Below are 12,408 nucleotides of genomic sequence, written 5' to 3'. Positions count from 1 at the left end.
CGTGCGCGGGTCGGCGTACACGATGGCTCCCAGCGCCCGCAGCACCCCGCTGAGCAGGAGGAAACATGGTCCCGTCCACGCCCACCGATCAGTTCCGAGCCGCCCGCGACACGCTGCTGCGACACCGGACGGACTACGAGGCCGCACGGGCCGCCTTCAGCTGGCCGCGGCCCGAGCACTTCAACTGGGCGCTGGACTGGTTCGACCACATCGCCGAGGACAACGACCGGCTCGCGCTGCACATCGTGGAGGAGGACGGCACCGAGCAGCGCGTCACCTTCGACCGGATGCGGACCCGCTCCAACCAGGTCGCCAACTGGCTGCGCGGCCGCGGCGTCGCCCCCGGCGACCGGGTCATCGTCATGCTCGGCAACCAGGTCGAGCTGTGGGAGACGCTGCTGGCGCTGATGAAGCTGCGCGCCGTCGTCATCCCCGCGACCCCGCAGCTGGGCCCGCGCGACCTGGCCGACCGCGTCACGCGCGGCGAGGCCCGGCACGTGGTGGTCCGTGCCGAGGACACCGGCAAGTTCGCCGGCTCGGAGGTGCCGGGCGACTACACCCGGATCGCCGTCGGCAGCGGCGGCACCCCCGCGCCGGGCTGGCTGGCCTACGAGGACGCGTACGAGGCGGAGACCGGCTACGACCCGCAGGGAGTCACCCGCGCCGACGACACCCTGCTGCTGTACTTCACCTCCGGTACGACCGCGCTGCCCAAGCTGGTCGAGCACACCCATGTGTCGTATCCCGTCGGGCATCTGGCCACCATGTACTGGATCGGCCTCAAGCCCGGCGACGTCCACCTCAACATCTCCTCGCCCGGCTGGGCCAAGCACGCCTGGTCGAACTTCTTCGCGCCCTGGAACGCCGAGGCGACGATCTTCATCCACAACTACAGCCGGTTCGACGCGGGCCGTCTGATGGCCGAGATGGAACGCGGCGGCGTGACCAGCTTCTGCGCGCCGCCCACGGTCTGGCGCATGCTCATCCAGGCCGACCTCAGCCGGCTGTCCACCGTCCCCCGCGAGGTCGTCGCCGCGGGTGAACCGCTCAACCCCGAGGTCATCGAGCACGTCAGCCGGGTCTGGGGCGTCACCATCCGGGACGGCTTCGGCCAGACCGAGACCGCCGTCCAGGTCGCCAACACCCCGGGCCAGCCCCTCAAGCCCGGCTCCATGGGCCGCCCCACGCCCGGCTTCGACGTCACCCTGGTCGACCCGGTGACAGGGAAGGCCGGCGTCGAGGAGGGCGAGATCTGCCTCGACCTCGCCGCGTCGCCGGTGGGCCTGATGCGCGGCTACCGGGGCGACCCCGAGCGCACCGCGGAGGCGATGGCCGACGGCTACTACCGGACCGGCGACATCGGCTCCCGGGACGCGGACGGCTATCTGACGTACGTCGGGCGGAGCGACGACGTTTTCAAGGCCAGCGACTACAAGATCTCCCCGTTCGAGGTGGAGAGCGTGCTGCTGGAGCACGAGGCGGTGGCGGAGGCCGCCGTGGTCCCGTCGCCGGATCCGGTACGGCTGGCGGTGCCCAAGGCGTACGTGGTCCTGGCGGACGGCTTTCCGGCCGACGGCGAGACCGCCCAACTGCTGTTCGCCCACTGCCGGGAGCGGCTCGCGCCGTACAAGCGGGTGCGGGTGGTGGAGTTCGCGGAGCTGCCCAAGACGATTTCGGGGAAGATCCGTCGTGTGGAGCTCCGCGCTCATGCCGCGGGTGCCTCCGGCTCGGAGTACCGCGACCGGTGAGGGGGTGCCCCTGCCCGTCGCTTGCGGGCTGCGGGTTGCGTTGTGGCTTGTCGCGCAGTTCCCCGCGCCCCTGACGGGGCGCGGTCCCCTGCTGTCATCGCGGCGTACGGATCAAGTGCTCCGCGGCTTCGTTCACCGCCCGCGGCGTGCCCGTCAGGTCGAGGACGAACAGCGGCAGCCGCAACTCGTCGGCGCGGGCGCGCGCCTCCTGTACGTATCCGGCGAGGGCGAAGCACACGGCGATGACCGAGTCGTTGAGGCCGTTGAGCCACACCGTTTCCACGTCCCGCACCCCGACCGGCGAGGTCGACGGGTCGACGTGGGCGACGACGGCGGGGCCCCGCACATCCACCCCGGAGGCGGGCGTCCGCTCGGCGACGCGTATGCCCTCGAAGCCGAGCCACCGCAGGTACTGCGCGGCGGCGAGCTTCGCGTCGTAAGCCGTACGGATGGTGACCGGCCGGAAGGCGGGCCGCGGTACGGGACCGGGCGCCGGAGCAGGGAACTCCGCGGGCGGGCCCTCGGCGGGCGGCGCCGCCGGCACGCCCTTGCGGCCGCGTGCGACGGGCACCCGCAGCGTCGTACCGCAGCCGCAGCCCAACTCGGGCTGCGGCCACTCGTCCTCGCGCCCGCACGCCGGGCACCGTACGGAGATCCAGGAGCCGGCCCAGGTGCGGTGCCGTACCTGGATCGCGGCGGCGGAGGACAGCAGCGGCAGGGCGACCGGTGCGCCGCAGCCGCAGGGGTAGACCGGCGCTGTGTAGCTGTGCTCGCGCCGGCACACGGGGCAGCGCACAAGCACTCTCTCAGCCATCGTTCGGCTCCTGGCACGGTGGTCCGGCGGGCACGGCTGCGGCTGCGCGCCCCGATCTCCCCCAATCGTCGCCGATGGCGCGCGTTTTACGAAGGGGCGCGTGCCAGGCCGCCCCAGGTCGTGGGGAGGATGGTATGGATATGCCCCCGCGCGGGACGGCCACCCCTCATCAATCGGACCGTCCCGCACGGGGGCGCGTGCCGGGCCGACCTCCCAATCGGTCCGGTACGCCGCTCACCGCGGGGTCGCGTGCGCGCCCGCGGAGCAGGGCGTCAGCCCTCCTGCAACTCGCGCACCGCCGCCTCCACACGGCGCCCGTAGTCGGGGTCCGCGGCGCTGAAGTGGGCGATGTTCTTCTCGATGACATCCTCACGGGAGACCTGCGAGAGGCCGCCCGCGATGTTGGCGACCAGCCGGCCCTTCTCCTCCTCGGACATCAGCCGGAAGAGCTCGCCGGCCTGGAAGAAGTCGTCGTCCTTGGCGTGCTGCGGCGCCTCGTGGGTGCCCCAGTAGCCGGTCACCGGGCGTGGCGCGGACAGCGGGACGCCGGTCTCGGCGGGGCCGTCGTAGGAGTTCGGCTCGTAGTTCTTGGCGTACCGGTCGTAGGCGTTGGTGGCCATGAAGCCGTCCCGGCCGTAGTTGTTCGCCCGGGTGGCCTTGGGCGCGTTGACCGGCAGCTGGGTGTGGTTGACGCCCAGCCGGTAGCGGTGCGCGTCGGCGTAGGCGAACAGCCGGCCCTGGAGCATCTTGTCCGGCGAGGGGCCGATGCCCGGCACGAAGTTGTTGGGCGAGAACGCGGACTGCTCGACCTCGGCGAAGACGTTGTCCGGGTTGCGGTCCAGCACCAGGCGGCCCACGCGCTGGAGCGGGTAGTCCTTGTGCGGCCACACCTTGGTCAGGTCGAACGGGTTGAAGCGGTAGTCGGCCGCCTCGTCCGCGGGCATGATCTGCACATACAGCGTCCAGGACGGGAAGACGCCGCGCTCGATGGACTGGAGCAGGTCCGTCTGGTGGCTGTTGGGGTCCTTGCCGGCCAGCTCGGCGCCCTGCTCGCTGGACAGGCAGCGGATGCCCTGGTTCGTCTTGAAGTGGTACTTGACATAGAAGACTTCGCCCTCGGCGTTGGTCCACTGGTAGGTGTGCGAGCCGTAGCCGTTCATGTGCCGGTACGAGGCGGGGATGCCGCGGTCGCCCATCAGCCAGGTGATCTGGTGGGTCGCCTCGGGGGAGTGGGCCCAGAAGTCCCAGACGTTGTCCGGCTCCTGCTTGCCGGTGAACGGGTCGCGCTTCTGCGAGTGGATGAAGTCGGGGAACTTCAGCGGGTCCTTGATGAAGAAGACCGGGGTGTTGTTGCCGACGAGGTCGTAGTTGCCCTCCTCGGTGTAGAACTTGAGCGCGAAGCCGCGCGGGTCACGCGCCGCGTCGGGGCCGCCGAGGTTGTCGGCGACGGTGGAGAACCGGATGAACGTCTCGGTGCGGCGGCCGACCTCGCCGAGGAAGTGGGCGCGGGTGTAGTCGGTGACGTCGTCGGTCACCTCGAAGTAGCCGTAGGCGCCGGAGCCGCGGGCGTGCACCACACGCTCCGGGATCCGCTCCCGGTTGAACCGCGCCAGCTTCTCCAGCAGGTGCTGGTCCTGGAGGAGGAGCGGGCCACCGATGCCGGCGGAGGTGGAGTTCTGGTTGTCGGCGACGGGCGCGCCCGCCTCGGTGGTCAGCGTGGGCTTCGACGACTTCGACATGGACGACCTTCCTGGGGCGTGATTCACGGAAAACAGTTTCCGCATCTTGGAGCGTAAGGACGCCCCACCGGGGCGTCAACAGTTTGTTGAAAGCTTGGTTTCCCCGCGCCCCAAAGGGGCGCGGGGAACTGCGCGAGCAACCCGAACGAGCCCGCAGCCGGCGGACGGCGTGCAGGGGCACCCCCTCAGCCCAGCGGCACCGTCGCCGTCGGCGCGTGCGCAGGCTCCGCGGCCAGCTCCTCGAACTCATTCACAGAAGCGATGTCACTCCCGCTCATCGAGATATTGGTGATCCGCTCCAGGATCGCCTCCACCACGACGGGCACCCGATACTCCGCGGCGAGCTTCTTCGCCTCCTCGAACGCGGGCAGCAACTGGTCCGGCTCGGTGACGCGCAGCGCCTTGCAGCCCAGGCCCTCGGCGACCTTGACGTGGTCGACGCCGTAGCCGCCCAGCTCGGGTGTGTTGATGTTCTCGAACTCCAGGTTGACCTGGAAGTCCATGTCGAAGTTGCGCTGAGCCTGCCGGATCAGGCCGAGGTAGGAGTTGTTGACCAGCACATGCACATAGGGGATGTGGTGCTGGGCGCCGACGGCCAGTTCCTCGATCATGAACTGGAAGTCATAGTCACCCGACAGCGCGACGACGCTTGCTTCCGGGTCCGCTTTGGCGACACCCAGCGCGGCCGGCACGGTCCAGCCCAGCGGGCCGGCCTGCCCGCAGTTGATCCAGTGCCGCGGCCGGTAGACGTGCAGGAACTGCGCGCCCGCGATCTGCGAGAGGCCGATGGTCGACACGTACCGCGTCTCAGGACCGAAGGCCCGGTTCATCTCCTCGTACACCCGCTGCGGCTTGAGCGGCACATTGTCGAAGTGCGTACGGCGCTGCAGCGACCCCTTGCGCTCCCGTGCCGCGGCCGACCACTTCGACAGGTCCTTCAGTTTTCCGGCCTGCGCGCGCTCCTTGGCGACCTCGACGAAGAGGGTCAGCGCCGCGTGCGCGTCCGAGACGATGCTGAAGTCCGGCGGGAAGATCTTGCCGATCTGCGTCGGCTCGATGTCCACGTGGACGAACTTCCGGCCCTCGGTGTAGGTGGACAGCGCGCCGGTGTGCCGGTTGGCCCAGCGGTTGCCGATGCCGAGGACGAAGTCGGACTCCAGGAAGGTGGCGTTGCCGTAGCGGTGCGAGGTCTGGAGGCCGACCATGCCCGCGTGCAGCGGATGGTCGTCACCGATCGCGCCCCAGCCCATCAGCGTGGGCACGACGGGGATGCCGGTCAGTTCGGCGAACTCCACCAGCAGTTCGGAGGCGTCCGCGCTGATGATGCCGCCGCCCGCCACGAGCAGCGGACGGTCGGCGGCCGCCAGCATGTCCATGGCCTTCTCGACCTGCTTGCGGGTCGCGGCCGGCTTGTGCGGGACCAGCGGCTCATACAGGTCCGGGTCGAACTCGATCTCCGTCTGCTGGACATCGACCGGCAGATCGATCAGGACCGGGCCAGGACGTCCCGAACGCATCAGGTGGAACGCCTCCTGGAAGACGCCGGGAACCTGCGCGGCCTCCTTGACGGTGGTGGCCTTCTTGGTGACCGGCTTCGCGATGGAGGCGATGTCGACCGCCTGGAAGTCCTCCTTCTCGATCACGGCGACCGGTGCCTGTCCTGTGATGCACAGGATCGGGGTCGAGTCGCCGATCGCCGAGTAGAGGCCGGTGATCATGTCGGTGCCGGCCGGTCCCGAGGTGCCGATGCACACCCCGATGTTGCCGGGCGCAGTACGGGTGTAGCCCTCGGCCATGTGCGAGGCACCCTCGACGTGGCGGGCGAGCGTGTGCTCGATGCCGCCCGCGGCACGCAGCGCCGCGTAGAACGGGTTGATCGCCGCACCCGGCACGCCGAAAGCGGTGTCCACACCCTCGCGTTTGAGGATCTCAACTGCCGCGCGGGCAGCGGTCATACGAGCCATCGAACTCTCCTGGTTCGGAGCGGGTGGTGTCCGGGCGGCGGCGCCTGGGCGCGACAGGACAGTGTCGACGCCGCCGCCCGGAGTCTGTGGTGAGGGCCGGCCCTCAGCCGGCGTCGGGGTTCTCGCCCGACAGCCGCTTGACGCCGCGCACCAGCGCGGAGTGGTCGAGCCCGCCGTCGCCCTGCGCCCGCAGCGCCTGGACGAGCTGGGCGACCAGCGCACCGGCGGGCACGGCCGCGCCGACCGCGCGGGCGGCGTCGGTCACGATGCCCATGTCCTTGTGGTGCAGGTCGATCTTGAAGCCGGGCTTGTAGTTGCCCGCCAGGATGCTGTCCTTCTTACGGGTCAGCACCGTGGAGCCGGCCAGACCGCCGTTGAGCACCTCCAGGCCCGCCGCCAGGTCGACGCCGGACTTCTGGAGGAAGACCACGGCCTCGGCCACGGCCTGGATGTTGACGGCGACGATCAGCTGGTTGGCGGCCTTCACGGTCTGACCGGAGCCGGCCGGGCCGCACAGCACGATCGTCTTGCCGAGCGCCTCGAAGATCGGCTTGGCCGCGTCGAAGGTCTCCTGCTCGCCGCCGACCATGATGGACAGCACGGCCTCGATCGCGCCGGCCTCGCCGCCCGAGACGGGGGCGTCCAGCGTCTTGATCCCCTTGGCCTTCGCGGCCTCGGCGACCTCGATGGAGGTCTGCGGGGTGATCGAGGACATGTCGATGAGGGTGCCGCCCTCGCGGAGGTTCTCCAGGACACCGCCCTCGTGCAGGACGACCTGCTCCACGTGGGGGGAGGCCGGGACCATCGTGATGACGACGTCGGCGCCCTTGACCGCCTCCGCGACGGAGTTGGCGCCCTTGCCGCCGTCCTTGACGAACTCCTCGACCTTGTCGGTCTCGAGGGTGTACGCCGTGACGTCGTAGCCGGCCTTGAGCAGGTTCCGGGCCATGGGGGCGCCCATGATGCCGAGGCCGATGAAGCCGATCTTGGTGTTGTCGGCGGTGTAAGCCATGCTGTTGCCTTTCGCAGATCAAGTGTTGGGGCCCGAGTCCCCTGATCCCGTCTGTGGCCGGGGCCTGCGCCCCGGTGAGCGGGGGGCCCTCCGGCCCCCGGCAGGTGCTGTTACTTCAGCCAGCCGAAGGCGGCGGCGCTGCCGTTGTCGCCGGGCTTGTACTCCAGGCCGACGAGCCCGTCGTAGCCGGCCTTGTCCAGTCGGCTGAAGAGGTCGGCGAAGTCCAGGGAGCCGGTGCCCGGGGCGCCGCGGCCGGGGTTGTCGGCGATCTGCACATGGCCGGTCCTGCCGGTGTGCTCGTCGATGACGGCTGCCAGGTCCTCGCCGTTCATGGACAGGTGGTAGAGGTCCATCAGGAAGCGGGCGTTGTCCAGGCCGGTGGCCGCGTTCACCGCGTCGACCACCTCCAGCGCCCGGGGAGCGCTGACGATCGGGCACTTGGGCGACTCGGGGGCATTGAGCGCCTCGACGAGCAGTACGGCACCCACCCGGTCGGCCGCCTGCGCTGCCAGCGCGAGGTTCTCCAGGGCGAGTGCGTCCTGCTCGGCCTCCGTGGCGCCGTCGACGCGGTTGCCGTAGAGGGCGTTGAGCGCCTTGCAGCCGACGGACCGCGCGAAGTCGGCGGTCACCGCGATATTGGCGCGGAACTTCTCCGACTCCTCGCCAGGGACGGAGAGGGCGCCGCGGTCGGGCCCCGGCAGCTGACCGGCGTAGAAGTTCAGCCCGGTGAGCTGCACCTGTGCGTCCTCCAGCGCGCTGCGCAGCGCGTCGAGCTCGGAGCGCTCGGGCACGGGCGCGTCGACCCAGGGCCACCACAGCTCGATCTTGTCGAAGCCCGCGGCGGCAGCCGCCGCCGGGCGCTCCAGGAGGGGCAGCTCGGTGAAGAGGATCGAGGCATTGACGGTGAACCGGTCCGAGGAGACCATCGCGACCGCCCTCCCTTCGTCGTTAATTTTCGTATTGTGGAAGTTGTATTCTGCTCATTGGAAGATTGCGCTGCGGAGGGCAGTCCTGTCAAGAGCCGACCGCGCGAGGGCATGCAAAAGCCCCGGGCTCCGTCGTCGTGACGGAGCCCGGGGCTCGCACCTCGGTGCGCGGCGGTACCGGAGACGCCCCGAAGGGGCGCGCGGAACTCTCACCGGCGCAAAGGCGCACAGGGAGGAGCGGACCGAGATCGGCCGGTGCGAGGCAGTGCAGTTGCTCTCCGTCGCCGGGATCCCTACATTCGGCGTCGTCAACTGCCGTGCCCGGAAGGCTGGTTGTCAGGTTGGTTCGGAGGGGAGTATGGAAGGCTCGCGCCGATGCGGTGCGCGCCCGGCGCGTATTCTCCCGGTACCTGTACCGGACCGGTGCACCGGTGCCAGACTGTTGTGACCGCCCAATCACCCTTGGGAGTCGGAATGCCCGCCATGATGCAGCCGTCCGGTGAACCGTTGCGAGGGGCTGCGCAGGAGCCGTCGAACGGCCCCACGGCGCTGCGGATCATTCTGGGCGTCAAGCTGCGCAGGCTTCGCCAGTCGCTCGACATCTCCCGCGAGGACGCGGGCCGGGCCATCCGCGGCTCGCACGCGAAGATCACGCGGCTGGAGCGCGGACAGGTCGGAGCCAAGGAACGCGACCTGCGGGATCTGCTGACGCTCTACGGCATCCACGACACGGTGGAGCGCGAGGAGTTCTTCGACCTGGCCCGGCAGGCCAACTCCCCCGGCTGGTGGTGCCAGTACTCGGATGTGCTCGAGGACTGGTTCGAGCTGCACCTCGGCCTCGAGGACGCGGCGTCGGTGATCAGGACGTACGAGGTCCAGTTCCTGCCCGGGCTGCTCCAGACCGAGGACTACGCGTTCGCCGTCAGCAGGCTCGGCTACCCGACCACCGAGCCGTCCAAGGTCGCCCGGATCGTGGAGCTGCGCATGGCCAGGCAGCGGCTGCTGCACAGGGCGGATCCGCCGCGGCTGTGGGCGATCGTGGACGAGGCGGTGCTCAGGCGGCCCTTCGGCGGTCCCGAGGTGATGCGCGGACAGCTCGAACACCTGCTGAAGATGATCGAGCTGCCGCATGTGACGCTCCAGGTCGCGCCCTTCGAGGTGACGGCCGCCGCGGCCGGCACCCCGGTGACCCTGCTGCGCTTCGCCGACCCGGACCTGCCGGACAAGGTGTATCTGGAGCACCTGACCAACGCCGTCTATCTGGACAAGCCCTCGGACGTCGACCAGTACACGCTGATCATCGACCGGCTGTGCACCGAGGCCCGCCAGCCGACGGAGACGGCGGCCTTCATCGAGGACCTCCTCGCCGAGCTGCGCTGACCTGCGGCGGGTCCCGTCGGTCTCGGTACTGTGGGCGCATGAAGCGATTGCGAGTGGAGTTCACGACCGAGCCCTTCGATCTGGACGAGGCTCCCCGGCACGCGGTCGTGGCCCGGGAGGTCGTGCAGTCGGCGGCACTGGATGCCGTGGACGTCGGCCCGTTCGGCAACACCGCCGAGGGCTCGGCCGACGAGGTGCTGGACGCCGTCGCCGCGCTGCTGCGCAGTTCGCTCGAGGCCGGGGCGACCCGGGTCTCCCTCCAGGTGAACGTGATCGGGGAGGGCGAGGGCTGATGGGCCAGGACGCATACGCCTCGGGGCCCGTGGAAGAGGGCTCCGTCCCCGGGCATCCGTTCGTCGTCGCGATCAAGCCGCTGGTGGACGCGATGGGCGGCGCGATGGTGCCGCCGCACGAGGCGCAGGGGGACGATGTGGTGCTCGCCTGGGAGGGCGAGGACGTGGTGGCCGTACGGCTGCCGCATCTGTCCGACTCCCTCGACCACATCCTCGCGGAGCTGGAACGCCGGCACGGGGTGCCGCTCGCGGAGCTCGACCGTAAGACCAAGCAGTCGGTGGTGCGGATCCTGGAGACGCGGGGGGCGTTCTCCGTCCGGCACGGCGTGGAGACGGTCGCAAGCGCCCTGGGCGTCAGCCGCTTCACGGTTTACAACTATTTGAACCGGGAGAACGGGCGCTCCAGCTGAGGCTTCGCCTTCCCCGGGGCGGGCGCGCGAGGGGGCGGCTGTGCGGGCACGCTACGGGGCGCCTAAACGACTTCCGCATGGTGGGCTTTCTTTTCCAGGATGTTGAAAAGCCTTCAACAAACTGTTGACGTGGTGTGGCCTGAGGACTTAGCTATTCCCAGCCCGAACAGCACCACGGCCACGGAGGTCCCCGTGACTTCGCGCTCGACGCCAGGTCTCACCTGGTTCAACTCCGCAGCGGACGCCGAGGCGCGCGCCGCGCTCCACGAGGTGTGCGCCGCCCGGAGCTGGGGGAGCGCGCTGCTCGCCCGGCGCCCGTACGACAGCGTCGATGCCCTCTTCGCCGCGAGTGACGAGGCCACCGCAGCCCTCACCGACGAAGGGCTGGACGAGGCCATGTCCGGGCACCCGCCCATCGGCCGACCGAAGCCCGGCGACCCGACCTCGGCCCGCGAGCAGCGGGGCATGGCGGGCGCCTCCGAGGAGCTGAAGGCCGAAATGCTCGCACTGAACCTGGCATACCAGGACAAGTTTGGGCATGTCTTTCTCATCTGCGCCACCGGCAGGAGTGCCGAGGAGATGAGGGACGCCGTGCGTCACCGTATCGACAACACACCGCAACAGGAACGGGAGATCGTGCGGCGGGAGCTGGCGAAGATCAACCGCCTCCGGCTCACCCGCCTCGCGGAAGAAGGAGTCCCGGCATGAGCGACGCGACGAGCACTTCGGTGTCCACGCACATCCTGGACACCAGCCGCGGCCGCCCGGCCGCCGGGGTCGGCGTACGGCTGTCCGTACGCCAGGGTGACGAGCAGGCCGCATGGGTCGCGCACGGGACGTCGAAGACCGACGCCGACGGGCGCTGCAAGGACTTTCCGGCCCTGCCGGAAGGCACCACCCACGTACAGCTGTGGTTCGAGACGGAGCCGTACTTCGCCGACGAGCACCCCTCGGACCCGCACAGCGTGGCAGAGCACAGTTCGAATCCGCGCAGCCAGCGCGAAGCCGCGGAACAGCAGGACGCCCCCCGCGTAAGGGACAGCGCACCAGGCAGCTTCTTTCCCGAGGTCACCATCGTCTTCGCGGTGAACCCGGGCGAGCACTACCACGTGCCGCTGCTGCTCAACCCGTTCGGCTACTCCGTGTACCGAGGGAGCTGACACCATGCCCACGATTCTCGGCCAGAACCAGTACGGCAAGGCAGAGAACCGCGTCGTCAAGATCACGCGGGACGGCGACACACACCACATCAAGGACCTGAATGTCTCCGTCGCCCTCAGCGGCGACCTGGACGACGTCCACTACTCCGGGTCCAACGCCCATGTGCTGCCGACCGACACCACGAAGAACACCGTGTTCGCCTTCGCCAAGGAGCACGGCATCGAGTCGGCGGAGGCGTTCGGCGTCCTACTGGCCCGGCACTTCGTGGACAGCTGCGAGCCGATCGGCAGGGCGCGCATCCGGATCGAGGAGTACGCCTGGGAGCGCATCGAGACCTCCGACGCCAACTCCAAGTTCATCGGCGCCGACGAGGTCAAGCACTCCTTCGTACGCAAGGGCCAGGAGACCCGCACCGCACAGATCACCTTCGACGGCGAGAGCGTCGAGGTGCTGTCGGGGCTGAAGGGCCTGACGGTCCTCAACTCCACCAACTCGGAGTTCTGGGGCTACATCAAGGACCGCTACACCACCCTCAAGGAAGACTACGACCGCATCCTGGCCACCGAGGTCAGCTCCGTGTGGCGGCACAACTGGACCGGTGCGGAGGGGGAGCGGACGCCCAACTGGGACAAGTCCTACGCCCAGACGAAGAAGCACATGCTGCACGCCTTCGCGGAGACCTACTCGCTCTCGCTCCAGCAGACGCTGTACCAGATGGGCGCGCGCGTCATCAACAGCCGCCCCGAGATAGACGAGATCCGCTTCTCGATGCCGAACAAGCACCACTTCAAGGTCGACTTGTCGCCGTTCGACATCAAGAACGAGGCCGCCGACGGCGCTGTGTACTACGCGGCCGACCGGCCGTACGGCCTGATCGAGGCCACGGTCCTCCGCGACGGGGCTACCCCTCGCATACCCGTGGACATGACGAACCTCTAGTTCCAGACACCGAGCGAGGACC

At 69.5% G+C, this 12,408-nt stretch carries 12 protein-coding genes; 7 read left to right on the top strand and 5 right to left on the bottom strand.

The window, feature by feature from the left end; translation table 11 throughout:
- The first annotated feature begins 65 nt into the window (after nt 1-65).
- Entirely contained in the window at nt 66-1,748 is a 1,683-nt protein-coding gene (locus ACQEU8_RS07990) for an AMP-binding protein (protein ID WP_433098299.1), read from the top strand.
- A 94-nt stretch (nt 1,749-1,842) separates the two neighbouring features.
- Here the strand turns inward: ACQEU8_RS07990 and ACQEU8_RS07985 are convergent, their stop codons facing one another.
- The 5 genes from ACQEU8_RS07985 to ACQEU8_RS07965 all read right to left on the bottom strand — a co-directional run bounded on the left by ACQEU8_RS07985 (nt 1,843) and on the right by ACQEU8_RS07965 (nt 8,203).
- Nucleotides 1,843-2,562: a hypothetical protein gene (locus ACQEU8_RS07985; protein ID WP_433098297.1), complete on the bottom strand. Its 720-nt coding sequence runs from the start codon at nt 2,560-2,562 to the stop codon at nt 1,843-1,845.
- Between the two features lie 272 nt (nt 2,563-2,834).
- On the bottom strand, nt 2,835-4,301 hold the full coding sequence (locus ACQEU8_RS07980) for a catalase (RefSeq protein ID WP_433098295.1): 1,467 nt from the start codon (nt 4,299-4,301) through the stop codon (nt 2,835-2,837).
- A 185-nt stretch (nt 4,302-4,486) separates the two neighbouring features.
- The gene (gene gcl, locus ACQEU8_RS07975) at nt 4,487-6,265 is read right to left on the bottom strand and encodes a glyoxylate carboligase (protein WP_433098293.1); all 1,779 of its coding nucleotides are present in this window, start codon (nt 6,263-6,265) and stop codon (nt 4,487-4,489) included.
- Between the two features lie 103 nt (nt 6,266-6,368).
- A complete protein-coding gene (locus tag ACQEU8_RS07970; protein ID WP_433098291.1) occupies nt 6,369-7,277 on the bottom strand; it encodes a 2-hydroxy-3-oxopropionate reductase in 909 nt (302 codons plus the stop codon).
- Nucleotides 7,278-7,387: 110 nt separating this feature from the next.
- Nucleotides 7,388-8,203, bottom strand: a complete 816-nt coding sequence (locus tag ACQEU8_RS07965) for a TIM barrel protein (protein WP_433098289.1) — start codon at nt 8,201-8,203, stop codon at nt 7,388-7,390.
- 474 nt (nt 8,204-8,677) lie between these two features.
- On the opposite strand from ACQEU8_RS07965, the gene ACQEU8_RS07960 reads away from it, so the two are divergent.
- The 6 genes from ACQEU8_RS07960 to pucL all read left to right on the top strand — a co-directional run bounded on the left by ACQEU8_RS07960 (nt 8,678) and on the right by pucL (nt 12,386).
- A complete protein-coding gene (locus ACQEU8_RS07960; protein WP_433098287.1) occupies nt 8,678-9,583 on the top strand; it encodes a helix-turn-helix domain-containing protein in 906 nt (301 codons plus the stop codon).
- 38 nt (nt 9,584-9,621) lie between these two features.
- Entirely contained in the window at nt 9,622-9,876 is a 255-nt protein-coding gene (locus ACQEU8_RS07955; RefSeq protein ID WP_433098285.1) for a hypothetical protein, read from the top strand.
- A complete protein-coding gene (locus tag ACQEU8_RS07950; protein WP_433098283.1) occupies nt 9,876-10,286 on the top strand; it encodes a helix-turn-helix domain-containing protein in 411 nt (136 codons plus the stop codon). Before ACQEU8_RS07955 ends, ACQEU8_RS07950 begins: the two co-directional genes overlap by 1 nt.
- Nucleotides 10,287-10,478: 192 nt before the next feature.
- Nucleotides 10,479-10,994, top strand: coding sequence for a 2-oxo-4-hydroxy-4-carboxy-5-ureidoimidazoline decarboxylase (uraD, locus tag ACQEU8_RS07945; protein WP_433098281.1), 516 nt, complete (start codon nt 10,479-10,481; stop codon nt 10,992-10,994).
- Nucleotides 10,991-11,446: a hydroxyisourate hydrolase gene (locus ACQEU8_RS07940; protein WP_433098279.1), complete on the top strand. Its 456-nt coding sequence runs from the start codon at nt 10,991-10,993 to the stop codon at nt 11,444-11,446. Before uraD ends, ACQEU8_RS07940 begins: the two co-directional genes overlap by 4 nt.
- Nucleotides 11,447-11,450: 4 nt before the next feature.
- Nucleotides 11,451-12,386, top strand: coding sequence for a factor-independent urate hydroxylase (gene pucL / locus ACQEU8_RS07935; RefSeq protein ID WP_433098277.1), 936 nt, complete (start codon nt 11,451-11,453; stop codon nt 12,384-12,386).
- Nucleotides 12,387-12,408 lie beyond the last annotated feature (22 nt).

This window comes from Streptomyces sp. CA-250714 (assembly GCF_050936705.1).
Lineage (GTDB): Bacteria > Actinomycetota > Actinomycetes > Streptomycetales > Streptomycetaceae > Streptomyces.
This window is presented reverse-complemented; position numbering and strand designations above follow the sequence as displayed.

Bases quoted from the DNA above. Each gene is read 5' to 3' on its own strand.
- ACQEU8_RS07990 (WP_433098299.1), top strand. From the start codon at position 66: ATGGTCCCGTCCACGCCCACCGATCAGTTCCGAGCCGCCCGCGACACG.
- ACQEU8_RS07985 (WP_433098297.1), bottom strand. From the start codon at position 2,562: ATGGCTGAGAGAGTGCTTGTGCGCTGCCCCGTGTGCCGGCGCGAGCAC.
- ACQEU8_RS07980 (WP_433098295.1), bottom strand. From the start codon at position 4,301: ATGTCGAAGTCGTCGAAGCCCACGCTGACCACCGAGGCGGGCGCGCCC.
- gcl (WP_433098293.1), bottom strand. From the start codon at position 6,265: ATGGCTCGTATGACCGCTGCCCGCGCGGCAGTTGAGATCCTCAAACGC.
- ACQEU8_RS07970 (WP_433098291.1), bottom strand. From the start codon at position 7,277: ATGGCTTACACCGCCGACAACACCAAGATCGGCTTCATCGGCCTCGGC.
- ACQEU8_RS07965 (WP_433098289.1), bottom strand. From the start codon at position 8,203: ATGGTCTCCTCGGACCGGTTCACCGTCAATGCCTCGATCCTCTTCACC.
- ACQEU8_RS07960 (WP_433098287.1), top strand. From the start codon at position 8,678: ATGCCCGCCATGATGCAGCCGTCCGGTGAACCGTTGCGAGGGGCTGCG.
- ACQEU8_RS07955 (WP_433098285.1), top strand. From the start codon at position 9,622: ATGAAGCGATTGCGAGTGGAGTTCACGACCGAGCCCTTCGATCTGGAC.
- ACQEU8_RS07950 (WP_433098283.1), top strand. From the start codon at position 9,876: ATGGGCCAGGACGCATACGCCTCGGGGCCCGTGGAAGAGGGCTCCGTC.
- ACQEU8_RS07940 (WP_433098279.1), top strand. From the start codon at position 10,991: ATGAGCGACGCGACGAGCACTTCGGTGTCCACGCACATCCTGGACACC.
- pucL (WP_433098277.1), top strand. From the start codon at position 11,451: ATGCCCACGATTCTCGGCCAGAACCAGTACGGCAAGGCAGAGAACCGC.